Source organism: Coleofasciculus sp. FACHB-542 (genome assembly GCF_014695825.1).
Taxonomy (GTDB): Bacteria; Cyanobacteriota; Cyanobacteriia; order Cyanobacteriales; family FACHB-T130; genus FACHB-T130.
Window position 1 is genome coordinate 75,850 of the sequence record NZ_JACJPB010000012.1, and the last position, 26,608, is coordinate 102,457.

Below are 26,608 nucleotides of genomic sequence, written 5' to 3' on the forward strand. Positions count from 1 at the left end.
TTCATTAAAACAACGATTTACACGTTCCCTTCAACTGTCTGTGTCACTCTCTTGATTGTCCCAGCGACCGCCACAAGGCTTCAGGAGACGCAGAAAACCCCTGTTAGCCTTCAAACCCCATTTTTTCTCAGACAGAACGTCTCTGCTTTTTCTGGAAACAACTCACAAGGGCTTGTTTCCACTTAATGTCACTCCAAGTATTGACACACCACCTCACCAGTTTTCTGCTGACGGCTTTCTACAGTAGAGAACGTAAGTAATTAGTCATTCATCCATCTCAGAAACAAAATGTACCGCATCCGTAAATCAGCTTTATTTTCTTTTGGCTTGTTATTAATAGTTTCGGGTATCAGTGCTTGTGACACTCAAGTTACAGATGCCGCACCCTCCTCAGAAACACCCAAACTCGTAACCGAATCATCAATTAAACCCTCGACGGAACCAACTCAACCCCAATCAAGCTTAGAAGTATCTTCTTCAGAAAAAACCGCTCAAACTAAACAAGCTGTTCAAAGCAGCTTCGAGCCGGTGAAAGCAACTCCAAAAAAGGTAAAAGTCTTTTTTCCTAAAAACCCCCAAAGCGGGCAAGATTTCACTTATGTTGAGCCAGTTTGGCGAACAACAAACAGTCCGAGTACAGCCCAGTTTGCCATTGAGCAATTAATCGCAGGGCCTACAAGTCAGGAAAAAGCTCGTGGTTTAATCGACCCTATTGAATTCAAGGGCAGTTCCAACTGCGGCAAAGATTTTACGATTTCCATCACGAATGGAATTGCTAAACTGAAATTCTGTAAGTCGGTAATTTCAGGAGGTACTGGAGATGATGCTCGTCAAAAATTCTCTATTAATACCACCCTTAAGCAATTTCCAACTGTCAACTCAGTTATTATTCTGGATAGAAACGGCAAATGCTTAAACGATCAAAGTGGCGAGAATACTTGCCTCAAGAAAGCCGAAAAACTGACAACCGAATCGGGACTGTCGATTAACGGCATTGGGTCAGTTAAAATTAACATGACTGTTGCTGAGGCATCAGGCGTTGCTGGGACTCCAATCGTGCCATCCCGGCAAAATCCCAATCGCGTCTGTGACTATTACAAGCCAGCAAATGGGCCTGAGGGTGTTACTTTCATGGTCACTCAAGGTCGTATCGCTACGGTAGAAGTTGAAACCAATAAAATTACCACTGTTCATGGTATCAAAGTTGACGATACAGAAAGCACGATTAAGTCTGCCTATCCCGGACAAATTCAGGTAAGTCGTCTTCTCAACAGCGAAAAAGGTAAAGCCTGGGTCGTTCAACCAAGCAGCTTTGCTAACAAAGACTTCCGTCTCGTTTTTGTCTCTCCGAATGGCGAGACTGTATCGCGCATGATTGCTGGTAAAGTTCCAGAAGTTAATTATGCAGAAGGCTGTCTTGATGTTCGCCCTGGTTGATAGGGTTTTAGTGTAAATTTGTTAACCCAGCTACCAAAACTAGCTGGGTTTCGCGTTTTAGTGGAAGGTGGGAGAGCGATCGCGCTCCTACATTACCTATCTGCACGGAAGAAGTGGAACCACGAAGACGCAAAGAACACGAAGGAAGAGAAAGAAAGAGCGATCGCGCTTTTTCCTTTCCCCGTCTGCCCTAAATAATGAAGCAGGGTAAGCGAGTCTATTTCCTATGCGACAGTCTGCCTTTTAAAGGTTATCTAGTTGCTTTTTTAAGTCTTCTAATTCGTTATCAACTGCTAAATTAGATTTAGAGGAAGTAGTAGTTGGGTTAGCTGCCGGTAGTTGCGCTTGGGTGGTGGAAGAACCAGTCAACTGCGCTTTCATTGCTGCCAATTCATCATCAACGTCATTGCCGGATTCGAGCATGGCAAATTGCTGATCTAAATTATTGCCAGTAAGCTCGGCTGCTGCTGTGGAACGAGCTTCTAGTTCCAACACTTTTTCTTCCATCCGCTCAAAGGCTGCCATCGATCTGCTGGTATTCAGCCGACCGACTGTGTTTTGCAGCTGCTCTTGAGCCTTGGCAGCTTGTATTCGTGCCTTAAGGATGGGCTTGTACGCTTTGGCTTCAGAAACCTTACTTTCAAAAACAGCTAAATTGCGCTTGAGCGTATCTACCTGAGCTGTTCCCTGGTCTATTTGGGCTTTTAGAGTGCTTGCGGTTTCAGCGTGAATCTTTTTCCTCAAGATCGCTTCACGAGCCAAATTCTCATCCTCTTTTTGGAGAGCCAACTGAGCGCGTTGATGCCAGTTGTTCACTTCGGTTTGAGCTTGGTTGTACTGTTGCAGGAGGCGTTTTTGAGCGACTATGACTGGAACAACAGCTTTACGCAACTTCACCAAGTCTTCGTGCATATCCTCAATAGCTAGCTCTAGCAGCTTTTCGGGGTCAATTCCTTGTTGAATGAGCCGAGCCAAGCTAGCGATACCAAGGCCAGCTACAGCTCCAGCAGCTGCCATAGGAGCCATACCAACAGCAAATGCAGTTCCCCCAGCAGCTACTCCTACGCCGCCAATAGCACCTGAAATACCCGCACCTGCTGCTGCTCCTGCTGCTGCCGCACCAAGAGACCGAGTATTTCGCTCTGCTATTGCTCTTATTGCTTCATAAAGGGCAAGACCAGTTAATGCTCCAGCCGCACCTAAGGGAACTGCGCCAACGCTAAAACCACCGCCTTTTGCGACTATTCCAATTTTGCCGATGGCAGCACCAGATGTAGCCCCTCCAGCCGCAAATGCTGTACCATCTCCGAAGTTACCTGTATAGTTTTCACGGTTAATATGGTTAATCTCAGCTCTGACTATGCGGCTGATGCGCTCAAATAATCCCATAGCTATATGTTCCCGTTTGCTTATTAACTTTCTATTAAGCAGTCTGCACCCTCATAAGCATAGAAAAAGTTACTTGTTGCGTCTTCGTAATAATTACTGAAATCCTTATCACCTCTCTCAGTTTTTATGTAAAAGTAAGCTTTGAGCTATCTTGCTCAGATAGATGTTTTTAGTTAATAAACTGCCCTTAATTATGACTTCGGTGCGCCCTCACGATAAAGCCAAAGCCCTCAAACCTTCTAGTCGTCGCCCTGCTAAAGAACTCTGTAGCGAGTGTGGGCTATGCGACACATACTATATTCACTATGTCAAGGAAGCGTGTGCATTTCTTAATCAGCAGATAGCGGAACTAGAAGAAGAAATCCACGGAAGAAGCCGCAATCTGGATAATCCCGATGATTGGTATTTTGGGGTTAGTCAAGAGATGATGGCGGCGCGGAAAACTGAGCCAATCGAGGGGGCGCAGTGGACGGGAATTGTCAGCACCATTGCCATTGAAATGCTCAATCGCGGCATGGTTGAGGGCGTTGTCTGCGTCCAGAATACGAAGGAAGACAGATTTCAGCCGATGCCGATAATCGCTCGCACGCCAGAAGAAATTCTGGCAGCGCGGGTGAATAAACCAACGCTGTCGCCTAATCTTTCGGTATTGGAGCAAATTGAGCAATCTGGGATGAAGCGGCTGTTGGTAATTGGTGTTGGTTGCCAAATTCAAGCATTACGAGCCGTTGAGAAGGAACTGGGATTAGAAAAGCTTTACGTTTTGGGTACGCCCTGTGTCGATAATGTTAACCGCGCCGGGTTGCAAAAATTCTTGGAAACCACTAGCCGTTCCCCGGATACAGTGGTGCATTACGAGTTTATGCAAGATTTCCGGGTTCACTTCAAGCACGAAGATGGCTCTACGGAAATGGTGCCTTTCTTTGGACTGAAGACAAACCAGTTAAAGGATGTTTTCGCTCCTTCTTGTATGAGCTGCTTTGATTATGTGAATTCTCTGGCAGATTTAGTCGTAGGCTACATGGGCGCACCCTTTGGCTGGCAGTGGATTGTGGTGCGGAATGACACTGGCAAAGAAATGCTGGATTTGGTGCAAGATCAGATAGACACGCAGCCAGTGATGTCCCACGGAAACCGCAAAGAAGCGGTACAACAAAGTATTCCCGCTTACGATAAAGGCGTTACTCTCCCGATGTGGGCGGCAAAGCTGATGGGAGTCGTGATTGAAAAAATTGGCCCCAAAGGTTTAGAGTATGCCCGTTTCTCAATTGATTCCCACTTCACCCGCAATTATTTGTATGTGAAGCGCAATCATCCGGAGAAGTTAGAGGCGCACGTACCAGAATATGCCAAGCGAATTGTCGGGCAGTATAAATTGCCGGAATCTTGAAGGTTTCGCGCCAAGACGCAAAAGCGCAAAGTTTTTCTTGGCGTCTTGGCGCGAAATTATTCTAAGCTGGCCCCACAGCTTCAATTGCGGCTTCTAGCGCGATCGCTACATGAGTCCAATGGGTTCCCCCTTGACAAAATACAACGTATGGCTCTCGTAGTGGTCCATCGGATGACAATTCAGAGGTGCTGCCTTCAATAAAGGTACCTCCAGCCATCACTAGCTGGCTCTCATATCCCGGCATATCACCGGGTATCGGCTCGACATAGGAATCGATAGGCGAGTGCTGTTGAATGGCTTGACAAAAGGCAATCATCTTCTCACGCGAACCCAATTTGATGGCTTGAATCACGTCGCGGCGGGGTGCCATTGGTAAAGGATTCACTGCATAACCCAATTGATCGAAAACGTAAGCCGTCAGGTGATTCCCTTTCATGGCTTCCCCGACCATTTGTGGTGCGAGGAACAATCCTTGGAACATCAGGCGATGTTGATCGAAACTGGCACCACCACTACTGCCAATTCCTGGTGCCGTCAAACGACAGGCGGCGGCTTCTACTAAGTCTGCCCGCCCCGCAACATAGCCGCCAGCGGTTACGATAGTACCACCAGGATTTTTAATCAAAGAGCCAGCCATTAGATCGGCACCGACAGCGGTAGGTTCCTGTTCTTCAATAAATTCCCCATAACAATTATCGACAAAGCAAACTGTGTTGGGATTTTGTTGTTTGACCAGGAAAACAATTTTTTCGATGTCGGTAATGGAAAGACTGGGACGCCAGGAATAGCCGCAGGAACGCTGGATTAACACGAGACGAGTGCGATCGCTAACTCCTGTCGCCAGCGCTTGCCAATCAATAATTCCTTCTTCCGTAAGAGCCAATTCTTTGTAACTAACGCCAAAATCAAGTAAGGAGCCTTGGCCTTGCCCACGCAAACCAATAACTTCTTCTAGCGTGTCATAGGGGGCACCGACCACTGCCAGCATTTCATCTCCAGGACGAAGAACGCCAAATAAGGCACAGGCGATCGCATGAGTACCGGACACAAACTGCACTCGAACCGCAGCAGCTTCGGCACCCATCACGTCCGCAAATACCCGATCGAGCGTCTGACGCCCTAAATCATCGTGACCGTAGCCGGTGACACCAGCAAAATGGTGCGCCCCCACCCGATGGTGACGAAAGGCTTCCAGCACTCGTTTAAGATTTTGCTTGACTGTTGCGTCAATTGCGGAAAAAATCGGAAACAGTACCTTTTCTGCTTCCTGTAGCTGTTGAAAGCTGTTCATCAATACCTGGAGAAAGAGATTTCTTATTTATTTTAGATTTTGGAGCTTTTGGCAATGTAAAAATTTGCATTTCCAGTAAAAGCGGGGCAAACAAGCCGCCCTTACAAGACCAAGATCAAAATCCCAAATCCAATAGCAGATTGGGCTGCACAATTTTTATCAAGGTTACTGCATGACTGTTGCGACCACAACTAAAGATCAAGAACAGGTGAGACAAGACTCGCCTCTCCGTCCTGATTGGGTCATTATTATCTACATGGCTGCGTTACACATCGCAGCGCTTTTCGCCCTATTTCCCAGTAACTTCAGTTGGGCTGCGGTTGGTGTCGCCGTCTTTTTCCACTGGGTAACGGGTGGCTTGGGAATTACGCTGGGATTTCATCGTCTGGTAACGCATCGTAGTTTCCAAACCCCTAAGTGGTTAGAATACTTCTTTGTTCTCTGCGGCACCCTTTCCTGCCAAGGAGGTCCGATTAACTGGATAGGCATACATCGCCTCCATCATTTGCACTCGGATGAAAACTTAGATCCTCATGATTCCAACAAAGGTTTTTGGTGGAGTCACATGGGCTGGATGCTTTATCAAAACCCTGCGGATACAGACATCCCTCGGGTTACTAAAGATATTTCTGGCGATCCGGTTTATCAGTTTTTACAAAAATATTTCATTCCCATTCAGGTTGTCTTAGGTTTAATTCTTTACGCCTTGGGCGGTTGGCCTTTTGTGGTTTGGGGAATTTTTGTTCGGATCGTTGCAGTGTTTCACTGCACTTGGTTTGTCAACAGTGCAACGCATAAATTTGGCTATCGCACTTACGAATCTGAGGATCGCTCGACTAATTGTTGGTGGGTGGCTTTACTCACCTATGGCGAAGGTTGGCACAACAACCACCATGCTTTTCAATATTCCGCTCGACATGGCTTAAAGTGGTGGGAAATTGACCTAACGTGGATGACCATTCAATTTCTTCAGTCGCTCGGTTTAGCCTCAAAGGTAAAACTGGTCGAAGAAAGTAAACAATAAACAGTAAAAAGGCAAAAGAAAGCGGAGAGAAGGATAAAGGATGAAGCAGTTTTTCCCTTCATCCTTCTCTCTTTTGCCTTTTTAGTTGTGTCCCTGCACGACGTGCTTAACGGTGGTAAAAGATTCTAAGCCAATCGGCCCTCGGCGATGTCCTTTTTGGTTAGACATTCCCAGAAATAAGGAGTCTCCGCCCTTGGGGTTACGCGAAAATCGGGGAGAAGAATTGAGATAGACTGAGGCACTATTAACGCCGAGAGCAAATTGGCGGCTTTCTTGATAGGATTCAGAAACTAGACAGTCGGCGTGACCGCTGCTGTATTGATTAATACAAATAATGGCTTCCTCGATACTCTCTACCAGTTTAAAAGCCACAATCTTATCAAGATAGGCTTGACTCCACTCTAATTCATCAGCTAGTTTCAAATCTGGAAATTGTGTCACCAAATCCCTATCTCCTCTGAGTTGAAACCCTTTTTCCTTAAGACTGTTCCAAAGCATTGTTAGAGAAGAAGGTTTGCAAGCTGGATGAATCAAAACCTTTTCAATCGCATTAACAGGGTCTGGCTCGCTTTGATGACTGTCTAAAATTGCGTTCCGAGCCATCTCTAAGCTACCCGTAGGCGACCAATAGAGGTAGCAGTTTCCCATCGCCGACTTCAAGACGGGTGCAGTTGAGAGCTGGATCACTTTTTGGACTAAACTAGGGCGACCATAGGGAATCACCAAATTAATGTATCGGTCTTGAATGACTAAATCCCGAATGGAAGCGCCTTGCTCTGATGGTAGTAGCTCCAGACAACCCGGTGGCATACCTGCTCGTTCTAAGGCTGATTGTAAAACTTGGGCAATGACCGTATTAGAGTGGCTAGCTTCACTTCCACCTCGGAGAATCAGGCTGTTGCCAGTTTTCAGACACATCCCGGCAGCGATCGCTCCTAGCTCCGGAAAGGCTTCGTAAATCAATGCAATGACCCCCAGCGGCATTAGCTGAGAGTAAGTTTGCGAGTGTTCTAGCTGATAAGTCGCGTTCATCACCCGCCGGATCGGATCGGACAACTCAGCTAACCGTTGCAAAATGTGGATGGTGGTTTGCAGCCGCTCAGGTGTCAGCTTCAGCCAATCTAAAATCAGCTCATGTGCTGCCATTTCGCGACTGGCTTCCAGATCCAGGGTGTTTGCTTCCAAAATATCGTCTAAGGATCTCTGAAGTGCCTGCGCCATTGCGGCGACAGCACGGCTGCGCTCTACTCCCTTGGTAGTTGCCAATTCCAGGGAAGCTTCATAAGCGCGACGAACAGCGTTCATTGGGTCGGGGGTCGGAGTAATATCGTTGATTGCCATTGGGCTAACGTCGGTGAGTCAGCCAGATGATCAGCGCTGGCACCAATAGCGCCAACACGCTCACCATCGCACACAGCACAATAATGATACCAGGAGGGGCGGGAGGTGAAATCTGAGCTAAGCAAAGCCCTGCGATCAGTACCACCGCAATGATTCCTAAGGAAACAGGTAGGTAGCTGTCCCCAAGCCCTGGATGAGCAGTACTCCAGCGATGACCCGTCCACCGCCACGAGCGCTTGTAGGGATAGCTTGTAGACAGTTGTTCGATCGCATACCCACTCTCTTCAACCACGAAGATTTGCTGACAGCGATCGCAGCCAAACGCTTCTGTCAGCGTAATCGGTACTAAACGCCCTCTACGTCGGCATGGGCACGGGTAATCGTTATTTAAGTCAATCTTCTGATCTTTCTGAGATGGCACAAGCGCTATTTAAACAAAGATATGAAAGTGTTAACTTAAGATTTTCGGAACCGGGTTCGTCTGTTAGACTTTTTTTAGTTTGCACCTAGTAGCCGCCTTTCTTCGGACTAGGTACCACTGAATGCCTTTAAATCCACAGACAATCTAGGCGAATTTTAACACTGTAAACCTTTGCCTAGAAATGCTCCGACTTATAGATAATCAGATATTTCCTCTCTACCTCTGAAGACCTACGCCTGGAGAAAGAGCTACTTCTTATATGATTTTAACCAGAAGAGCGGGTAACGCGATTCGAACGCGCGACATTCACCTTGGCAAGGTGACGCTCTACCACTGAGCTATACCCGCAAAACTTTATCTTTATCTAGATTCTCAAAATTTTCAGCATCTGTCAACTATCTTTTTTAATCATTTCATTAACCACCCAATGAAATTTGAAGTTGGCGAGAGTGGGAGCGCTTGGTGAAGCGATTTCTGCGGGGAGGCGAGGAAGGAATTCCTGACTCTGTATTTTGATGCTTTCCGGCTCCTCTTCCCTGAACTCACCCAGCTTCCGGACGCAACACCGTAGAATGAAGAAGTATGTAGTTAGTTGAATTAATTATTAATATGCCTGTTTTTGCGGCGATCGCAGTCTTGGCGCTTTTGATTGTGGTACATGAGCTGGGTCATTTCATGGCAGCTCGTCTTCAAGGAATTCACGTCAACCGCTTCTCCCTCGGCTTTGGACCGATCCTCTGGAAGTACCAGGGACCGGAAACCGAATATGCCATCCGGGCTTTTCCCTTAGGCGGATTTGTCGGTTTCCCTGATGATGACCCCGACAGTGATATTCCTCCAGAAGACCCCAATCTATTACGCAACCGACCCATTCTCGACAGAGCCATTGTCATTAGCGCTGGTGTCATCGCCAACTTGCTATTTGCTTACTTGCTGCTAGCGACTCAACTGGGTCTCGTAGGCGTTCAGGAATTTAATTATCAGCCTGGTGTCCTGGTTCCCCAAGTCGCCTCAGACGTAAGTTCGGCTGCACTCAAGGCTGGCATCAAAGCAGGAGACATTATTCTCTTAGCAGACGGTCAACCACTGAAAGCCTCCAAGGAAGCCATTCCAAAGCTTATGGAGGTAATTCAAAATAATCCCAACCAGCCGGTCCCCCTGAGCGTTGAACGTCAAGGTCAAATCATTTCCCTGACCGTGACACCGCAACCCGGAAGCGACGGGAAAGGTCGCATCGGTGTCCAGCTAGCTCCTAGCGGCAAAGTAGTGCGTCGGCACCTCAAGAATCCTGTAGAAGTTTTGACCACTGCGGCTACAAAGTACCAAGAATTTGTCGTTTTAACGGCTCAGGGCTTTGTACAACTGATCAGTAACTTTGGCGAAACAGCCGATCAGGTTGCTGGGCCGGTTAAAATTGTGGAACTTGGTGCCAGTATTGCCAAGTCAGACGCAGCGAATCTGTTTCAGTTTGCTGCCTTGATCAGCATTAACCTTGCGATTATCAACATATTGCCGCTACCGGCTCTCGATGGTGGTCAACTAGCTTTCTTATTGATTGAAGGCTTGCGGGGTAAACCTTTGCCGACTCAAATCCAAGATGGCATTATGCAAACTGGTTTGATGTTGCTTCTGGGTTTGGGAATTTTCTTGATTGTTCGAGACACTGCTAACCTGGAGTGGGTTCAAAAACTCTTGCAATGAACGCAGTTGTCTATCGTTTTTAACAATGGATAACTGACCTGTACGGGCGCAGGGTCATGCGCCCCTACCAACTAGACAATTGACGATTTATGAACATTACCCGTACATGGTCAGCTAAGCAGCAGCGTGCTTTGGAGATTTTGATTCGCCTGAAGCGATTGTATCCAGATGCACCCTGTACGCTGAACTACGAGACGCCGGTACAGTTATTGGTCGCAACCATTCTCTCCGCTCAATGTACCGATGAACGGGTGAATCAAGTAACCCCCTCCTTATTTTCTCGGTTTCCCGACGCCCCAGCTTTGGCAAACGCTGATATTGCCGAGTTGGAAACCCTGATCCGTTCAACCGGCTTTTATCGCAATAAAGCTAAAAATATTCAAGGTGCCTGCGTCCTGATTGTGGAGAAATTTAAAGGACAGGTGCCAAAACGAATGGAATTGTTGCTGGAATTACCAGGAGTAGCGCGAAAGACGGCGAATGTCGTTCTGGCTCACGCTTACGGCATCAATCAAGGCGTAACAGTGGATACTCATGTGAAGCGGCTCAGCTACCGATTGGGTTTGACAGAATATACAGACCCAGTGCGGATAGAGCGAGATTTAATGAGACTATTGCCCCTAGAGGATTGGGAAAACTGGTCAATTCGGTTGGTCTATCATGGTCGGGCAATTTGTAAAGCCAAAAATCCGGTGTGCCATGCTTGTGTCCTTGCGGATTTGTGTCCTTCTGCTAATTTGTCGCCCTCAGATTCTGTGAATATTAGCCTCGCCACATCTCCTCAAATTGTGGAAGCTTCTAATTGATACCATCCGCTAGAATGGAGAATGGTGTCTTTATTGCTGGAACAAAGTAGGATAATTCATGGCTAAAAAGAGCATGATTGAGCGGGAGAAAAAACGCCAGAAGCTGGTAGATAAGTATGCCGCTAAGCGTGAAACGTTGCAGGAAGCATTTGAGAATGCAACAACCCAACAACAGAAGCTGACGATTCATCGGCAGATACAGCAACTGCCGCGCAACAGTGCGCCCACACGACTGCGGAATCGCTGCTGGGTGACTGGGCGTCCTAGAGGCGTATACCGGGATTTTGGTCTGTCTCGCAACGTTATGCGGGAATGGGCACACCAAGGCCTGTTGCCGGGAGTTGTCAAGTCTAGCTGGTAGTCTTTAGTCTTTAGTCTTTAGTCTTTAGTTGATTGCGTTTGACCAATGACTATTGACTATTGACTATTGACCGCAACAGCGGTCGATGCCAAGACTGTCTAAGAGCAATTCACTGACCGCATTCGCGATCGCAAACTCGCTATAAAAACTTCTGGAAAAATCAAACGCCTGCATCTCTGTCAGAATGGCAATCACCAGGGAACCCAGGTCGTTTTCCCCTTCCATCCGCTGGCGGACATAAATCTGGGAAGCTCGTTGGGCAATCTCTTGATTGACAGCCTCTGGAATAAACTCTTCATCGAGCCACTTGTGTAATGCGCTTTGCAGCCATTTGCCTTCCTGTTGAGGATTTTCGGCTGGTGGTAAGGTGATCGGTGGGATAGGTTGAGACATTTTCACGTATCAGCTTTTCGCTTCTCAGCTTTTAAATTTCAGACGCCGACTCAATGATTCTAAAAGTTGGGGCAGTATTTTAGATATTAAGGTGGTTCTATCTCATCAGGACATCTATGCAGCCATTTGTGGCTGTTAGAGATATACATAGATCGGATAATACGTCATTAACCCGCTTGGATTGAGTGCATGGAGTTTGATATTCCCACCATTATTCAGGGGTATGCCCAAGGCTACTTCCTGATGGCGGATGACGACAATGGCTTGGGATGGTATTCCAGCCGTCAGAGAACACTCGTTCCCCTCGATGGGCAGTTTCGCTACCCGAAGTCACTGCGGCGTGTTCTCAACCAAGAACGCTTTACTGTTGCTGTCAATCGGGATTTCCAGGGTGTGGTGGCTGGGTGTGCGGATCGAGAAACAACGTGGATTTCCCCAGAACTACAAGAGATTTATTTGGCACTCTATGAAGAGGGTTGGGCTTATAGCTTCGAGACTTGGCAGGGAGAGGAACTGGCTGGAGGAATTTTAGGACTTGTCATCGGGGGTGCGTTTATTGGGGAATCTATGTTCTACCGGATTCCAGAGGGGTCAAAGGTGGCGATGGTGAAGTTGGTGGAAAGATTGCGATCGCGCAATTTTGCTTTCTTTGACGCTCAAATGATGAACCCCCATTTAGAGCGCTTTGGTGCTTACATCATTGACGATCCACAATATCAAGTCTTGTTACGGAAAGCGTTGCAGCGTCGGTGTTCTTTAGTATAGCCGCAGGCAGCGGGTGACTCCTACTGAGCAAACTCTTCTCGAATCATGAACAGGCTAAAACTTGTTAAAGACTTGAAATTCTGGTTGTTAGCGATCGCGGCTGGATTGATTACGATTCATCTTACTTTGACTTGGAGGAGTGGCAATACTGAACTGCTGAGTACAAGCTTCTTATTTTGGGCTGCGGTATCATCCCTGCTTTGGCAGAAACGGGACGGATTAGAGCTGAAAAGCGATGATTTTTCTAGCATTTTTGGGTTCGCACTGATTAGTTTGGTACTCTTTAAAAGTCTTTACCCCGGCTATGGTTTTACCCTTCACGTTACACCTTTGATTTCAATGCTGGGCTTGGGTTTAATTGCCTCTGGGGTTAAAGGATTAAAGCAGTATTGGCGGGAATTGCTGCTACTGGCTTTTTTCGTCTTAAATCAAGAATTAATATTGAAATTTTTGAATGTATCTTTATTAACCGCTAAACTTACATCTGTTATTCTTTGGTTTTTAGGATTCCCCGTTGTGCAGCAAGGGGAGATTTTAAGTTTGCCAACTGGGTCTGTACAAATTGGCGGAGCTTGTGCCGGTGTAGGTACTATCCTTCAGCTATTGGGGTTAGCTTTAGTTGTTTTACTCATTTTTCCAACTAAATTAAAGGAAAAGATTTTATTACCATTCGTTGCTGTCATCGTAGCCTTTACGCTAAATGGGATACGGGTGGCTTTGATGACGGTTTTGGCAGGGTTATCAAATAAAGAAGCTTTTGAATATTGGCATCTTGGTGATGGTTCTGTAATCTTTTCTATGATTTCTGTATTTATTTTCGGATTAATTTGTCGATTTTGGCTGTTAAAACCAGGCAGCAAAAATGAGAATTCCGTAGAATTTTAATTGCACCTATAGCACTCTTAAAGGATGCGTGAAAGCAAGCTCCCCGACAACTTTTACGAAGTCGGGGAGGGGAAAGGCTGGAAGCTCACAACTAAAACAGGATTGCTATATTTTTGACTGATGAAGCTTAATATAGCGGCAAAAAAGTGGACTGGGATTAGTTTCGAGGCGGAGTGCTTTTCAAACCCTTCAACCGCTTCCAGGCAAAGTACATTCCCAGCAAGAGAACAGCCAAGATGTTGCCTAAGATTTGGCTGGGTTCGGGCACTGGATCGGGATCTAACGATTGGCTGGATGGCTGTGCTGCGCTAGATGGCAGCTGGCTGTTCGCTGCTGACGGTGCTGACGGTGCTGACGGCATTTTGCTAGCAGTAGGTTTGCTAGCTACTAACGCTTTACTAGGTGGTGGCGCTTGGCTGAGTAGCGGCACGTTACCGTTTTGCCGAGACGTTGCTTCGGCGTTCATACCCTCTGGCGTTTCTACCGGCACTTGCACCTGCTGAGTTTTCTTGGGATCGACTCGCACTTCTTCCGTGACAGCGACAAAGGAGGTGTATTGCGACAACAACCGATAAGCGAGCGCGGTATCAGTAACGGCTTTGACATTATTTGGGTTTTCACCAGCATAGATTTCATTCATCAAATCTTTAATCCGGGCGCGTCCCCAAAGTTGAGCGATCGCGCTATTGCCACCGCCATCAAATTCAATCGGTAACTTCTTCTCATAGCGTTTGCCACCCGCGACGATTCCAGTAATTCGCAAAGTTCCCTTAGCGCGATCGCCTTTGCGTCCAAATAATACTAATGGCTGATTGGCAAATAAATCAGGGGGTTTGATCGGATAGATTTGCGGTGCTTTTCCAGCCCCTTCCCAGTTCACTTCAATATTCGTTAGTACGGGATTATTGATTTGTTGGGAGAACTTTTCGACAACTTTTTGGGCGGATTCCCTAGGGGGAACGACTTCTGAAGTGCCCCGTCCTTCCTCTGCCAAACGATCGATCAAGAAGCGGTTCACTGAAGGGCCAACACCGAAACTATAAAGCCGATTTCCAGGCTTCAGCCGCTTTTTAATTTCTGCGATCGCTTGCTGGTCTTGATCGATCAAACCGTCAGTAATCAAGACAATACTCCGCAGGCGTCCTTCTGGCGCGGCGGGGAAATTCAACACAGTTTGAATGCCATTAAATAACTCGGTGCCACCGTTAGCATCTAGGCGATTGATATAATTTAGGGCTTTCTCACGGTTTTGCGGCGTATTCGGTAAAGGTATAGGAGATAGCTGCGTCGCACTATCGGAAAAGTCAACAACATTAAAGGTATCGCCGGGATTGAGTCCATTGATAAACCGGCGCATCAGTTCCTTTGATTGCTCAATTGGCGGTCCACTCTGAGAGCCAGAAGTATCCATGAGAAATACCACATCTTTGGGTACAATCTCATTACTTTGATATTCCACGGCTGGAATTAAATAGGTGGCAAAGTGACCGCCGCGTTCATCCGCCTCTGATAATACTGTGGACTGGGTTTGGGCACTCGATACCTGATAACGTAAAATCAGGTCTTTATTCGGAATTGCGTTTTCCTTGCTCAATTCAACCCGCATGATGCGACCATCTTGAGTGGTACGGATTTGATGAGAAGGCGATCGCACTTCTTTGACTGGCACCCCGGCTTCGATTTCAACGGTTACGCCAATATTTTGTCCAGAACGGCTTCCGGCTGGTAAAGTCGGCGGATTGATTTGCGAAGTGTCGGTAACTGAGTTTGTATTGCTGTTGCTATTCGTTGAAGGTCCTGAGATATAGCGTGGCCCTACCACCATAGGAAAGACAAATTCATAGCTACCTTTTTCAAACTTCAGGCTTTCACTGTAGCGAATTGTGACATCGATTTTTTCGCCTGGTTTGATGTTAGCCAAGGACTGAGTAAAAATATTGTCTCGTTCTTGGTCTAATAAGGCAGCAGTTTTGCCTTCTTGTTTGGCTTGTTCGTAAATTTGCTTTGCTTCTTCGCGTTTTTTGATAACGCCTCGGATGATGCGATTGCCTACTTTTATTTCCATGTCATCCACCGCCGCTTCATCGGGGAGTGGAAATTTATAGACCGCTTCTAAGGGATTGTTAAAGGGATTTTCAAAGGTCTGCGTTACCTCCACCCGCGACACATTCCCTGTGACTTTCGCCACAACTTCCGTATGTTTCAACGGAAACACTCGCTCCTGTCCATCCACAATCGTGAATAAGCTGCCTTCCGTCAGAGATGCTTGCCTCTCAACTTCCTGAGTCACCATCTCTACCACAGGCGAAGCTAAGTACCGCACTCCCGCATATCCAAACAATAGGAAGGCACCGGCTATCAGCCATTTTTTCTTAGAATTACGTTTAGTAGTTGGGAGCGATCGCCCATTCAAATCTTGCAACACTTCATCTGCTGATTGATAGCGCCGCTTCGTACCTGTTTGCAGCATTTTGTCGAGAATGCTACCAAACTGTTTACTGACTGGCGTCTTCAAGAAATCCCGCCAAACCCAGGTATCTTCACTGGTATCGCTCAGATCGAAAGGAGGAATTTGGGTAAGCAAATGGATACAAGTAACACCCAAACTATACACATCGCTGGCAAAAATCGCTTTCCCTTTTACTTGTTCGGGAGCCGTATACGCAGCAGAACCGATGACCGTTCCGGTTCTGCCTAGCATCGTCTCAGTCGCATACTTTGCTGCGCCAAAATCGACTAACACGAGTTTGCCATCTCGACGGTTGCGGATGATATTTTCGGGTTTAATATCCCGGTGAATCATCTGTTGACTGTGGACAAATTGCAACACTGGCAGCAAACTTTGCAGGAGTTGCCGAATTTCTACTTCTTTAAACGGCCCTTTTTTGGCTAATTCTTGAGCTAAGTTTTCTCCATCGATAAACTGTTGCACTAAATACTGATGGTCATCTTGCTCAAAATATGCCAGCAGTTCGGGAATTTGATGATGTTTCCCAACAACCTCTAAGCGAGTTGCTTCTTGACGGAATAACTCTGCTGCTTTTTGGTGATTGTTAGTTCCTTGTTGTTGCGGAAAAAACTGTTTAATGACACAGCGCGGTTCCGATGGCTGGGATATATCCACAGCCAGGAAAGTTCTCCCCATACCTCCTTGACCAATCGGTTTAAGCGCAAGATAGCGATCGCTTAGCAGTAATTGCGATCCGCAACTTTCGCAGATTGCGGCATTTCCAGGATTTTCTGGCTGCTTACAATTAGGATTCAGGCAATAACACCGACGTCGATCGTGAGCTGTGCTTTTTTGAGGCGGGAAGGTCGTCATAGCAGCCCTTTTTCAAAACCGTTCACGCCATTCTAGCCATTTCATTTCTAAAATTAATATGAAGAATCGGCTAGAAACGCTCTCAGCGCAAGGTTTTGAGCTTTGTAGGAAGATAAACTTCTCCAAGTAGTACGGCAGAAGTTGCGCCGGTAACTTGGGGAAGATTGCCAGGGATGCCTAACTGACGCCAATATGCCAAAACAGCGAACGCGATCGCTTCTTTGAAATCAGCATTCACACCCGCTTCATCCGTCGTCAACACTGGCACGGGTTGTAAAGTCGCTTGTAGGCGCTGTTTTAAATAGAGATTGCGACTGCCACCGCCACACAATAACACCTCGTCAGGCATCTGCGGCAGGAAAGTGCGGTAGCTATGAACAATTGACGCAGCAGTGAGTTCAGTCAGCGTTGCCAGCAGATCAGCGCTACTCAACTCATAAGCAGAGGCATCTGCGATACACTGCCGGAGATAGGTGTAGCTAAATAGCTCTCGACCCGTTGATTTGGGCGGTTGCTGCTGGAAGTAGTCTTGCTGGAGCCATCGCTCTACTAAATCGTTGCAGATTGTGCCTGCTGCGGCCCATGCTCCATCTTGATCGTAGGTTTTGGCTCCATTTGTTAAATACTGCACCGCCAGGTCTAGAAGCGCATTTCCCGGCCCGGTGTCCCAGCCTCGAATATTTTCTAGCCAGCTGCCCCGACGCGCCGGTAGGTAAGTGACATTCCCGATACCGCCAATATTTTGGACACATCGGTACTTGTCAGGGTGGCTCAATAAATAAGCATCTACTGCTGGCACCATAGGCGCACCTTGTCCACCGGCGGCAATATCCGCCGCCCGGAAATTACTTACTGTGGGAATACCTGTCAGATGGGCAATTAAGGCACCCCGACCTAATTGCAGACTGTAACCTAAAGGAGTGCTGAGGACGGATGACTGAGGACTGAGTGAAGGGTCGAGGACTGAGGACTGAGGACTGAGTGAAGAATTGAGGATAAAAGATGAAGTCTCTTCTTTTCCCTCTCTCCCCTGCTCTGTGGGCGGGCGATGAAAAACAGTTTGTCCGTGAGAGCCAATTAACTCGGCTGGGGGGTTGCCGTTTTGAATGTTTTGGGCTGCTTGTGCGAAGGTGTAAGCGATCGCATCATCTAATTGGGCAAATTCTTCCATTGACAAGGATGACCCGCCACAAACTTCTAGAATTTGCTTTGAGAGCGCATCTGGATAAGGATAGGTGGCTCCTGCTAGTAGAGTCACTTTTATATCCAAGTCTTTACCAGTAATCTCTACAAAAGCGGCATCAATGCCATCTACCGACGTGCCGCTAATTAAACCAATTACACGCATAATTCAGAGAAATTAAAAATTATAAGGTACGGAAATCGCACAGCTGGCAGAAGAACGCGCTGAACGCTTGGCAGAACGGTTACGAGCAATGGCATCAACCCTCGATGAATTAGTGTGAGATCGGAAACCGGGTTTCTGGCTTGGGGATTACATCAAATTCAGCGGGTCAACATCTATTGTCAAGCTAACTGAGGACGGGCAGAGGAGGCGCAACTCGTTGAAATCCGGTAATTCTGGCAGCGAATCAGGCGCAAACTTGAGCATAATCTGCCATCGATATCGATTCGCCACCCGTAAGATACTCGCTGGTGCTGGCCCTAATACCTCATACATCGGGTTGGTGGAAGAGGTATCTGAACTGCTATCCCCCTGGGGTGCATTTGAAGCCAGCCCCGCTGCTAGCATCTCGGCAGTTTCCTGAACTTCAGCGGCATCGGTGCTGCTTAGCCGCAACAAAATGAGACGCCCGTAGGGGGGATAATTCAGCGCCTCTCGTTGTTCTAACTCTGTCTCAATGAAAGATTGATACTGATGACGCCGTACTGCTTGAATGACGGCGTGTTCCGGGGAGTAAGTTTGAATAATCACTTGACCGGGATCGTTGCCGCGACCGGCACGACCCGCAACCTGAGTTAGGGTTTGAAAGGCTCGCTCGGATGCCCGATAGTCGGGTAGATGCAGCAACCCATCCGCAGCAACCACTCCCACTAGTGTCACTTGGGATATATCTAGCCCTTTGGTGAGCATTTGAGTCCCAATTAATAAGTCGGCTTCTCCGTTGGTAAAGCGTGTCAGTAGCGTGCGATGAGCGCCTTTGGTGCGGGTGGTGTCGCTATCAAACCGGATATAGCGCAACTGAGGGAACTGCTGCGCTAATTCTTGGGCGACTCGCTGGGTGCCACTGCCAAAAAATTTCAGGTATGGGGAACCGCATTCGGGACAAGATTGAGGATGCGATCGCACAAAATTACAGTAATGACACCTCAATAATTCCGCGGCTTCTTCATGGGTGTGGTGATACGACAGCGAAACATCGCAGTGAGGACACTCAATTACATACCCACAGCTACGGCAAGAAACAAAAGTACTATGTCCCCGCCGATGGATAAATAAAATTCCCTGTTTCCCCTGATCTTGCAGCTGCTGCAAGCCTTCCTGAAGCGACCGGCTAAAAATCGAGCGATTCCCTTGCTGCAACTCTTGGCGCATATCCACCACTTCTACCGGCGGTAGAGGGCGAGATTGGATGCGTTCTGGCAATGAGAGGTAATGGGTAAGCGCGTTTTGAGTTGGAGAGACGCGATTCATCGCGTCTGAGTTTTGAGTTGAAGCGGTTAACTCCGGACTCGTAATGTTTAGCCAGGTTTCTAGGGAAGGGGTGGCGGAACCTAAGACGAGGGGACAGTTTTCCAACTCGGCACGCCAAGTAGCGACAGTACGGGCGTGATAAGTGGGTGCGGGTTGGTCTTGCTTGAAGCTGGAGTCGTGTTCCTCATCCAACACGATTAGCCCTAGGCGTGGCAGTGGGGCAAAGATAGCGGAACGGGTGCCAATGACGACTTGAGCTGCACCCGCCAGCATTTGCCGCCAGGTATCGTAGCGTTCGCCATCGGAAAGGGCGCTGTGATAGACGCAGACTTTGTTGCCAAAACGGGCGCGGAATCGGTCGGTTAGTTGGGGTGTCAAACCAATTTCCGGGACGAGGACGAGGGCGGATTGTCCCCGTTCTAAGATGGGGGCGATCGCTTGTAAATACACCTCTGTCTTCCCGGAACCCGTGACTCCGTGCAACAGCACCTTCGCAAAACCGGATAAAGACGCGATCGCTTCTAACGCCTCAGATTGAGCAGGTGTTAACGCTTTCGGTTGATCCCCAGCCAAGAGCGGTTCTGCGGAAGTCCGCAACATCTCCCGTTCTTGAATAACCACGCAGCCTTTTTGCTCCAGCGTCTTGATGGTGGATGAACTGGCGTTGCAGATTTGCAGCAACTCTGTCAACAACAAATCGCCGCCGCGCCGCCGCAGCACTTCCAAAATTTCCCGTTGGCGCTGCGTCAAGTCGAGGGGAAAAACATCGACAACCAGCGTCACGGCTTTCTGTAACTTCGGTCGCTGGGTTCTGGGCGGTTCCAGGTAACTTTCGACTAACTTGAGCCGCAATAGCTCCCGGATCGATCGATAGGCTCCTTTAACTTGACGCTGGAGGTAGACGAAGCTGTAGTCTCCAGAGGGTTGAGCTTTCAAAAGTTCCAGAATCTGACAGGCAGCGGGACTCAGGTAATGGGCACTTCCCGCTTGTCCCCCGCTTTCGCCTTCGCCTTGGGCAAGCCGGAGGCGACGCTGCGATCGCCCCAGTAATCCCGGCGGTAGCGCGACTCGAATCACCTGAATCAGCTGGGTGTAGTAGTATTGGGCGACTTGGTTCAGCAGTTGCCAGTAGGTCGGCGGGAAAAACCCAGCACTGACCACATCCTCCACATCCCGAATTTTGGCTGGGTTCAAATCTGGCGGCGGTGCATCGCAAATCCGAATCGCGATCGCTCCCAAAACTTGCGCCCCAAACGGTACGCTCAGAATATCCCCCGGCTGCACTTGCAACTGGGCAGGCAACCGATAGGTATACAACCGCTTCTGCGCTTCTGCTTCTGGACAATCCACCAGCACTTCTATCCATCGATTCTGTCCAGAATCAGACTGGTCGTAGGATGCTCTACTCTCCAGCACAATGCCCGAACGCCCGACATTGGGATTTGACGACATATTCCCCCTCTCCCTTGGCAGCCGGATACTACAGCCAGCTTTCCAGACCGCCATGCTTGTCGCTTATTGTAAACCTGTTAATTTTAGCTGGCTGTAGACGCTTGAGAGACTTGAAATTCAACAACATCCGAGGTCGCAACCAAGAGAATAGAAGTTAGGATACAAATGTCTCGCTTGGATGCTTGTATGTGAGTATACTTGCTATCCTCTATCTATTGTGCAGAGCGCGGATGCCTACTTTCTCCCTATCGATAGAGAGGAAAGCTCACAAGTATATGAGATCCTGTGTGAATAGCATGGGAAATTTAAAAAACTTTAAACTTTCCTTAATTAGGAGCCAGAAAAAATGGAAAGAAACCCCAGACTTGGCATTGATTTAAGTTTAATTTAATTGAAATTTATCTACGGCATCACAGCTGACGGCAAGCTTCTAATAGACTAGGGCATCACCTTCATGTTTCCTGATTTTTTCTTAAGACGCATACCCAATCTAAAGCGCTTCTAGATTCTGTAATCGAGAAATGTAATCAGGAAAACAATCAAAAAACTATTTTCTGGTAGCCTTAAAAAGCTATTTGTAAATTGAAAGGTTGAATAAATTTTGAGTGTTCCAAAGCGGGTACCCGATCTGGTGTTGCCACGAGCGGATAAATGAAGCTCAAAATTAGCAAAGAATGCAGACAGTAAAAATAAAGTTGACCCTTGAGTCTATGCTCGTAGAGCCTGTCTTCAGTCCGTCATGGATATGTACAAAGAGAGCATCCGTTCCCATCAACTCGCTTTATCCAATACCGACTCAGACCTTGCTATGAATATTGCTGACTTGAACCGAAGCGACGTGGAATCTACATCCGATCGGGATTTTGTAGATATTACCGACCAGCAAATGGAAGAAACCACTGAAATAGAAATCGTCAGTGTTGAAGATGAAATTTCAGACGAAATTGATAAATTAGCCGGTGGTCGCCCCTCTGAATACCGCAAAACTGTCTCCGATGATACTGTAGGAGCGTTTTTTAAGGAGATGGCACGCTATCCCCTTCTGAAACCAGATGAAGAAGTCGAGTTAGCCCATCGCGTCCAATATTTAGTCAAGATAGAAGCGCTCCAAGAAAAATTACAAAAAGAGTTGGATCGCGCTCCCACGAAAGCAGAACTGGCAGCAGCAGATGGGCTTTCGGAACGGCAGATGGAACATCAACTGTATCGCGGACGGGTGGCGAAACGGAAGATGATTCGCTCGAACCTGAGATTAGTTGTTTCTATTGCTAAACGATATTTGAACCGAGGTGTTCAATTCCTCGATTTAATTCAGGAAGGGGCGCTGGGATTAAATCGCGCTACAGAAAAGTTTGATCCCGACAAAGGTTATAAGTTTTCTACCTATGCCTATTGGTGGATTCGGCAAGCAATCACGCGGACAATCGCTAACGATGCGCGCACGATTCGATTGCCGATTCACATTGTCGAGAAGTTAAATAAGCTCAAAAAAGCGCAGCGAGAACTCAAGCAAGAACTGCATCGCAATCCGACAGAAGAGGAACTGGCGCAATCTTTAGATATTGAGGCTTCGCAGTTGCGTCAGTTGTTGCAGCTTAGAAGGCGATCGCTTTCTCTCAACCATCGCATCGGGAAGGGAGAAGAGACGGAACTGATGGATCTGCTCGAAGATGGTGATAATCAATCTCCTGAAGAGCAGATGAGCGAAGCCATGATGCGCCAGGAAATTTGGGAAGTGTTAGGCGACGTTCTCACCGATCGGGAAAAAGATGTTATCTCTCTGCGGTATGGTTTAACCAGCAGCGAACCCTACACGTTAGAAGAAGTGGGCTGTCTATTTAATTTGTCCCGCGAACGAGTGCGTCAAATTCAAAGTAAAGCGATGCGGAAACTGCGGCGTCCCCAGGTTGCCAAACGCTTGAAAGGATGGCTCACCTAAAAGTTGTTGGCGATCGGTAATTAGTCATTCGTTTTATGATTGACCAAACGATCGCTGACTGATGACGAATGACTACTGAATTGATTTTACGTCCAGCAGAGCCTGGAGATGCGTCGGTGCTATTTGGGCTAATTAAAGCACTCGCGGAGTATGAGAAACTCTCTGACGCTGTCACAGGCAATACGGACGCCCTGAAAGAGCATCTGTTCGGTTCTAAGCCTTATGTAGAGGCAATTCTAGCAGAATATGCGGGGCAAGCCGTGGGGTTTGCCCTGTTTTTTCATAACTATTCCACCTTTCTCACTAAGCCGGGAATTTATCTGGAAGACTTGTTTGTACTCCCAGAATATCGGCGTCAGGGGATCGGGAAGGCGATTCTCACCCACCTTGCTCAGTTGGCTGTATCTCGCGGCTGCGGGAGATTGGAGTGGAGCGTTTTAGATTGGAATGAACCCGCGATCGCATTTTACGAACGCATGGGTGCTGACGTTTTGCCCGACTGGCGGATTTGCCGCGTTACGGGCGATTCTCTCGTGAGTATGGCTGCACTAACCCCTTCTGCCAGTGACGTAGGCAGCCGTTAGAGGGTGCTGGGGCGATTCAAAAATCTGCTCAACCGAACCAGATTCGATCAATTGTCCAGCACCATCCTGAACCCAAAACAGCGCCACATCATCCGCAATCCGTTTTGCCTGTGCCAGATTGTGAGTGACGACGAGGACTGTATATTTGCCGCGCAGATTGACGATTAAATCCTCTACGACTTCACTAGAAAGGGGATCGAGGGCGCTGCAAGGCTCATCCATCAGGAGAACATCGGGTTTGAGGGTGATCGCTCTGGCGAGACATAGCCGTTGTTGTTGTCCGCCAGAAAGGGAAAGGGCAGGAGATTTCAGCCTGTCCTTCACCTCATCCCACAAGCCGACATCGCGCAAGGCATCTTCGACAATTTCATCGATTTTTTCTCGATTCCTCACTCCATGTTCTCTAAGCGGAAATTCAAGATTTCTGATAATGGAAAGTGGGAAGGGATTGGGTTTTTGAAATAGCATTCCTATTCGGCGACGCAATGAAATCACATCGATTTCTTGCACATCTCGCTCCCCCAGCAGAATCCGCCCTGTTAACCGACAGTTGTTGGTTAAATCGGTAAGGCGGTTTAGACAAGTGAGAAAGCTTGTTTTGCCACAACCGGAAGGGCCAATTAGGGCTGTAATTTCACCCGATTTAATAGAGAGAGTGACATCTTTAAATGCGGGTTTATTCGCGTAAGAAAGGCTTAAATTCTCGGTTTTGATTTCTGGGGCATTACTGGGAAGTGAGGCTGAAGTTTTCTCTTGAATTCTAATTTCGCTTGTCGTGTGTTTCATGAAGAATTTAAACTGTAAAGACGCGAAGTACGCAAAAAAAGAACGCGAGGTAAGCTTGGTTTACGCTACCCAAATTCGGGATTGCCGAAACCGTTCTGCTAGCCAAGAGATTGCAGCATTAATGAGTAATAGAAAGCTGACTAATACGAGAGCAGAGGCGTAGGCATTTGGTTCGCCGCCAGAGACGTTCATAGCGAGATCGTAAATGTGAACCGAGAGCGATCGCCCGGAATCCCACAACGACTCTGGCATCCGATCGACATAACCGCTGGTAAAGATTAAAGCAGCCGTTTCAGCGATCGCTCTTCCCAAACCTAACAGCAACCCCACAACTAATCCAGGCATTGCGGCTGGTAGCAGTAACTCCCATAATGTTGCTGTACGCGAGAGTCCCAGCGCCGCCGCCGAACGTCGATAGTCATCTGGTACGCCTCGGAAACCTTCCTGGGTTGAGCGAATCAAAATCGGCAGCACCATACACGCCAGCGTCAACCCACCGGAAAGAATCGAAAAGCCCATTCCCAAAGTTTTGCAGAAGAAAGCGTTCCCAAAAAGAGCAAAAACAATTGAAGGGATGCCTGCTAAAACATCCAAACTCAGTCGCACTAACCGCCCTAAAATACTCTGGTTTGAGGTAAATTCAGCCAGCAATATCGCAGTCCCTACTCCCAACGGAATTGAAACCGCCATGCATACTCCTACAATTAGCGCTGTCGAGACTAAAATAGATGCGATTCCTCCATCTCGTCCAGCATTACGCGGTGCGGTTGTCAAAAAGTCCCAGCTAATTTGACCGATACCAGAAATAAAAATATCGCTTAATAGCCACAATAGCGAAGCTGTTATTAAAGCGACAGATCCCCAGACGATTGCTGTGGAAATAAATTCGGAATAAGGCAAACAATTAAAAGGCGAAAAATTGTTTTTTTCTTGCACCTTTTGTTTTTGTAAGTTTGTCTTCTCAAAGGATTCACTCATAAAGATGCCCTTGATTAATCATTTCGGCAGCAACGACTAAAACCACAATCATCGCCATCAATATCAACCCGCTGACAAACAAGGCGGCGCGGTGATTTCCCACGGCATAAGCCATCTCTAAAGCAATATTTGCTGTCAACGTCCGCACTGGCTCAAATACACCCTTTGGCACCTGCACGACGTTACCACAAACCATTAGCACCGCCATTGTTTCGCCAATCGCCCGTCCCGTTTCCAAGATAATCCCCGTTAATAGCCCTGATTTTGCTGCTGGAAAAACCACACCACGCACCATTGCCCAGCGTCCCAATCCCAGCGCCGCCGCACCCCGCAGATAATGTGCGGGCACGTTGGTAAAGGTGGCATCGGCTACTAAGGCAATGGTGGGCAAAATCATCAGGGTTAAGATTAAAATCCCGGCCAATAAACTTGGTCCCGGTGGGTGCATCCGCCCAATAATTGGCACCAGTACGACTAAACCCCAAAAGCCATAAACGACTGAGGGAATCCCTGCTAAAAGCTCAATTAAGCCTCGGTAAATTTTGGCTAATGCGGGAGGTGCATAATAGTGGCAAAAAACTGCTGAGAGAATCCCTAAAGGGGTTGCGATTAGCACAGATCCCGCCGTCACAAATAGCGACCCCCACAACATCGGCATTAGGTTAAATTCTTCGCTAACTGGATGCCAGGAGGGGTCTTTGAAGAAGCGTGTCAGTCCGATATTTTGCAGGATGGGTAAGGTTTCCCAAATCAGGAATAGCAGGATTAAAAGCGCGATCGCGCCCGAAATAATCGCCATTCCCCGCAACATCCAGACGAGGATGGCTTCATTTCGCGACTGGGACAAAATACTGCTCCTTCACAATGTCTTGCACATCTTGAGAACGGGCAAAATCAATAAATTCTTTTTGCAATCCGGCGGGTGTGGTTTTTGTTACCAAATTAAGAGGGCGAGAAATCGGAAATTTACCGTTGCTGACGTTAGCAATAGAGGCGTCTACTCCTTCTATTGGCAACAGTTTGATTGGAGTATTGTGAGTAGCACCATATTCGCCTGAACCAATAGAGACATAAGCGATCGCGTTGGGATTCCCTGCTACGGTTTTGATTCCTTGTTCGTTATCGCCAATCACCACATCGGCACGAATATCGGTTGTCTTTAATTTGAAGTGGTCGGCAAACAGTTCCAGCGTGGATCGACCCTCAGCTTTATTGACCACCGTAATTGGGGCATCTTTCCCGCCGACTTGTTTCCAATTATTGATTTTGTCGGTGTAGATATCGACAATTTGCTTGTCCGTCAGATTTTTAACTGGATTGTCTTGATTGAGAATGACCGAGACGCCATCGTTAGCAATCATAAAAGCTTGCAAATCCTTCTCGCTGTCTTTGAGGCTTCGGGAAACCATCCCAATATCCGCCACCCCCTGGCGGGCATCTGCGACTCCCCGCGAAGATCCGCCCGTTTGCACGTCAATCCGGACTCCCGGATGTTGAGTTTCATAGCGCTTGGCCATCTCAGCCGCCAGAGGTGCTACCGTACTCGATCCCGTCAAAACCAGCTTGCCTTGTAACTTATCGGATGATTGGGTTGCCCCTTCTGGAGGCTTCCCGCAAGATTGCAGCCAAAAGCAGGCAGCTAACCCTAGAGAAAGCGGCGCAAGCATTCTTAGATTCTTCATCAGTT

At 47.7% G+C, this 26,608-nt stretch carries 23 protein-coding genes, 1 tRNA gene and 1 pseudogene; 11 read left to right on the plus strand and 14 right to left on the minus strand.

All coding sequences use genetic code 11. From position 1 onward, the window contains the following. Nucleotides 1-288 precede the first annotated feature (288 nt). A complete protein-coding gene (locus tag H6F52_RS02485; RefSeq protein ID WP_190414418.1) occupies nucleotides 289-1,437 on the plus strand; it encodes a GerMN domain-containing protein in 1,149 nt (382 codons plus the stop codon). An 18-nt stretch (nucleotides 1,438-1,455) separates the two neighbouring features. After that, a complete protein-coding gene (locus tag H6F52_RS02490) occupies nucleotides 1,456-1,635 on the plus strand; it encodes a hypothetical protein (RefSeq protein WP_190414419.1) in 180 nt (59 codons plus the stop codon). Nucleotides 1,636-1,680: 45 nt separating this feature from the next. Here the strand turns inward: H6F52_RS02490 and H6F52_RS02495 are convergent, their stop codons facing one another. Then, nucleotides 1,681-2,826 carry a PspA/IM30 family protein gene (locus H6F52_RS02495; RefSeq protein ID WP_190414420.1) on the minus strand — a complete coding sequence of 382 codons (1,146 nt, stop codon included), beginning with the start codon at nucleotides 2,824-2,826 and terminating at the stop codon, nucleotides 1,681-1,683. Nucleotides 2,827-3,019: 193 nt separating this feature from the next. On the opposite strand from H6F52_RS02495, the gene H6F52_RS02500 reads away from it, so the two are divergent. Then, the gene (locus tag H6F52_RS02500; RefSeq protein WP_190414421.1) at nucleotides 3,020-4,216 is read left to right on the plus strand and encodes a Coenzyme F420 hydrogenase/dehydrogenase, beta subunit C-terminal domain; all 1,197 of its coding nucleotides are present in this window, start codon (nucleotides 3,020-3,022) and stop codon (nucleotides 4,214-4,216) included. Nucleotides 4,217-4,277: 61 nt separating this feature from the next. Here the strand turns inward: H6F52_RS02500 and H6F52_RS02505 are convergent, their stop codons facing one another. Next, nucleotides 4,278-5,507 carry a methionine gamma-lyase family protein gene (locus tag H6F52_RS02505; protein WP_190531706.1) on the minus strand — a complete coding sequence of 410 codons (1,230 nt, stop codon included), beginning with the start codon at nucleotides 5,505-5,507 and terminating at the stop codon, nucleotides 4,278-4,280. Between the two features lie 172 nt (nucleotides 5,508-5,679). Between H6F52_RS02505 and H6F52_RS02510 the strand changes: the two genes are divergently transcribed. Beyond that, on the plus strand, nucleotides 5,680-6,531 hold the full coding sequence (locus H6F52_RS02510; RefSeq protein WP_190414423.1) for an acyl-CoA desaturase: 852 nt from the start codon (nucleotides 5,680-5,682) through the stop codon (nucleotides 6,529-6,531). Between the two features lie 81 nt (nucleotides 6,532-6,612). Here H6F52_RS02510 and H6F52_RS02515 read toward each other — a convergent pair whose 3' ends face one another. From H6F52_RS02515 to H6F52_RS02525, 3 genes are all read right to left on the minus strand, one after another. Beyond that, on the minus strand, nucleotides 6,613-7,872 hold the full coding sequence (locus H6F52_RS02515; protein WP_190414424.1) for a glutamate-5-semialdehyde dehydrogenase: 1,260 nt from the start codon (nucleotides 7,870-7,872) through the stop codon (nucleotides 6,613-6,615). 4 nt (nucleotides 7,873-7,876) lie between these two features. Continuing rightward, a complete protein-coding gene (locus H6F52_RS02520; RefSeq protein ID WP_190414425.1) occupies nucleotides 7,877-8,293 on the minus strand; it encodes a hypothetical protein in 417 nt (138 codons plus the stop codon). A gap of 276 nt (nucleotides 8,294-8,569) precedes the next feature. Next, nucleotides 8,570-8,641 (minus strand) — tRNA-Gly (locus H6F52_RS02525). 261 nt (nucleotides 8,642-8,902) lie between these two features. Here H6F52_RS02525 and rseP point away from each other — a divergent pair. From rseP to rpsN, 3 genes are all read left to right on the plus strand, one after another. Then, the gene (rseP, locus tag H6F52_RS02530) at nucleotides 8,903-9,994 is read left to right on the plus strand and encodes an RIP metalloprotease RseP (protein ID WP_190526257.1); all 1,092 of its coding nucleotides are present in this window, start codon (nucleotides 8,903-8,905) and stop codon (nucleotides 9,992-9,994) included. Between the two features lie 89 nt (nucleotides 9,995-10,083). Further along, nucleotides 10,084-10,800 carry an endonuclease III gene (gene nth, locus H6F52_RS02535; RefSeq protein ID WP_190414427.1) on the plus strand — a complete coding sequence of 239 codons (717 nt, stop codon included), beginning with the start codon at nucleotides 10,084-10,086 and terminating at the stop codon, nucleotides 10,798-10,800. Between the two features lie 58 nt (nucleotides 10,801-10,858). Next, the gene (gene rpsN / locus H6F52_RS02540; RefSeq protein WP_190414428.1) at nucleotides 10,859-11,161 is read left to right on the plus strand and encodes a 30S ribosomal protein S14; all 303 of its coding nucleotides are present in this window, start codon (nucleotides 10,859-10,861) and stop codon (nucleotides 11,159-11,161) included. A gap of 63 nt (nucleotides 11,162-11,224) precedes the next feature. On the opposite strand, the gene H6F52_RS02545 is transcribed toward rpsN, so the two are convergent. Next, the gene (locus H6F52_RS02545; RefSeq protein ID WP_190414429.1) at nucleotides 11,225-11,554 is read right to left on the minus strand and encodes a hypothetical protein; all 330 of its coding nucleotides are present in this window, start codon (nucleotides 11,552-11,554) and stop codon (nucleotides 11,225-11,227) included. Between the two features lie 189 nt (nucleotides 11,555-11,743). On the opposite strand from H6F52_RS02545, the gene aat reads away from it, so the two are divergent. Together aat and crtA are read left to right on the plus strand one after the other, a co-directional pair. Beyond that, complete coding sequence (gene aat, locus H6F52_RS02550; protein WP_190429330.1) at nucleotides 11,744-12,319, plus strand: leucyl/phenylalanyl-tRNA--protein transferase; 576 nt, start codon at nucleotides 11,744-11,746, stop codon at nucleotides 12,317-12,319. A 45-nt stretch (nucleotides 12,320-12,364) separates the two neighbouring features. Next, nucleotides 12,365-13,204 carry a cyanoexosortase A gene (crtA, locus tag H6F52_RS02555; protein ID WP_190531708.1) on the plus strand — a complete coding sequence of 280 codons (840 nt, stop codon included), beginning with the start codon at nucleotides 12,365-12,367 and terminating at the stop codon, nucleotides 13,202-13,204. Nucleotides 13,205-13,361: 157 nt separating this feature from the next. Here the strand turns inward: crtA and H6F52_RS02560 are convergent, their stop codons facing one another. The 4 genes and pseudogenes from H6F52_RS02560 to priA all read right to left on the minus strand — a co-directional run bounded on the left by H6F52_RS02560 (nucleotide 13,362) and on the right by priA (nucleotide 20,634). Next, complete coding sequence (locus H6F52_RS02560; RefSeq protein WP_347276180.1) at nucleotides 13,362-15,497, minus strand: VIT domain-containing protein; 2,136 nt, start codon at nucleotides 15,495-15,497, stop codon at nucleotides 13,362-13,364. Nucleotides 15,498-15,632: 135 nt separating this feature from the next. Next, a pseudogene (locus tag H6F52_RS26305) lies at nucleotides 15,633-16,526 on the minus strand (serine/threonine-protein kinase); the annotation flags it as partial. 82 nt (nucleotides 16,527-16,608) lie between these two features. Further along, complete coding sequence (locus H6F52_RS02565) at nucleotides 16,609-17,874, minus strand: anhydro-N-acetylmuramic acid kinase (RefSeq protein ID WP_190531712.1); 1,266 nt, start codon at nucleotides 17,872-17,874, stop codon at nucleotides 16,609-16,611. Nucleotides 17,875-18,021: 147 nt separating this feature from the next. After that, entirely contained in the window at nucleotides 18,022-20,634 is a 2,613-nt protein-coding gene (gene priA / locus H6F52_RS02570; RefSeq protein ID WP_190531714.1) for a primosomal protein N', read from the minus strand. A gap of 808 nt (nucleotides 20,635-21,442) precedes the next feature. On the opposite strand from priA, the gene H6F52_RS02575 reads away from it, so the two are divergent. Both H6F52_RS02575 and H6F52_RS02580 read left to right on the plus strand, forming a co-directional pair. Continuing rightward, on the plus strand, nucleotides 21,443-22,573 hold the full coding sequence (locus H6F52_RS02575; RefSeq protein ID WP_190414486.1) for an RNA polymerase sigma factor, RpoD/SigA family: 1,131 nt from the start codon (nucleotides 21,443-21,445) through the stop codon (nucleotides 22,571-22,573). Between the two features lie 68 nt (nucleotides 22,574-22,641). Further along, entirely contained in the window at nucleotides 22,642-23,157 is a 516-nt protein-coding gene (locus H6F52_RS02580; RefSeq protein ID WP_190427168.1) for a GNAT family N-acetyltransferase, read from the plus strand. Here H6F52_RS02580 and H6F52_RS02585 read toward each other — a convergent pair. From H6F52_RS02585 to H6F52_RS02600, 4 genes are read right to left on the minus strand one after another with little or no spacing between them, the layout of a single operon-like run. After that, a complete protein-coding gene (locus tag H6F52_RS02585; protein ID WP_190531716.1) occupies nucleotides 23,122-23,943 on the minus strand; it encodes a phosphate ABC transporter ATP-binding protein in 822 nt (273 codons plus the stop codon). The genes H6F52_RS02580 and H6F52_RS02585 overlap by 36 nt on opposite strands. Before the next feature lie 60 nt (nucleotides 23,944-24,003). Continuing rightward, a complete protein-coding gene (gene pstA / locus H6F52_RS02590; RefSeq protein WP_190531718.1) occupies nucleotides 24,004-24,921 on the minus strand; it encodes a phosphate ABC transporter permease PstA in 918 nt (305 codons plus the stop codon). After that, on the minus strand, nucleotides 24,914-25,768 hold the full coding sequence (gene pstC / locus H6F52_RS02595; RefSeq protein WP_242033826.1) for a phosphate ABC transporter permease subunit PstC: 855 nt from the start codon (nucleotides 25,766-25,768) through the stop codon (nucleotides 24,914-24,916). The genes pstA and pstC overlap by 8 nt, the downstream gene beginning before the upstream one ends. Beyond that, entirely contained in the window at nucleotides 25,749-26,588 is an 840-nt protein-coding gene (locus H6F52_RS02600) for a phosphate ABC transporter substrate-binding protein (RefSeq protein ID WP_242033827.1), read from the minus strand. Before H6F52_RS02600 ends, pstC begins: the two co-directional genes overlap by 20 nt. Nucleotides 26,589-26,608: the final 20 nt, after the last annotated feature.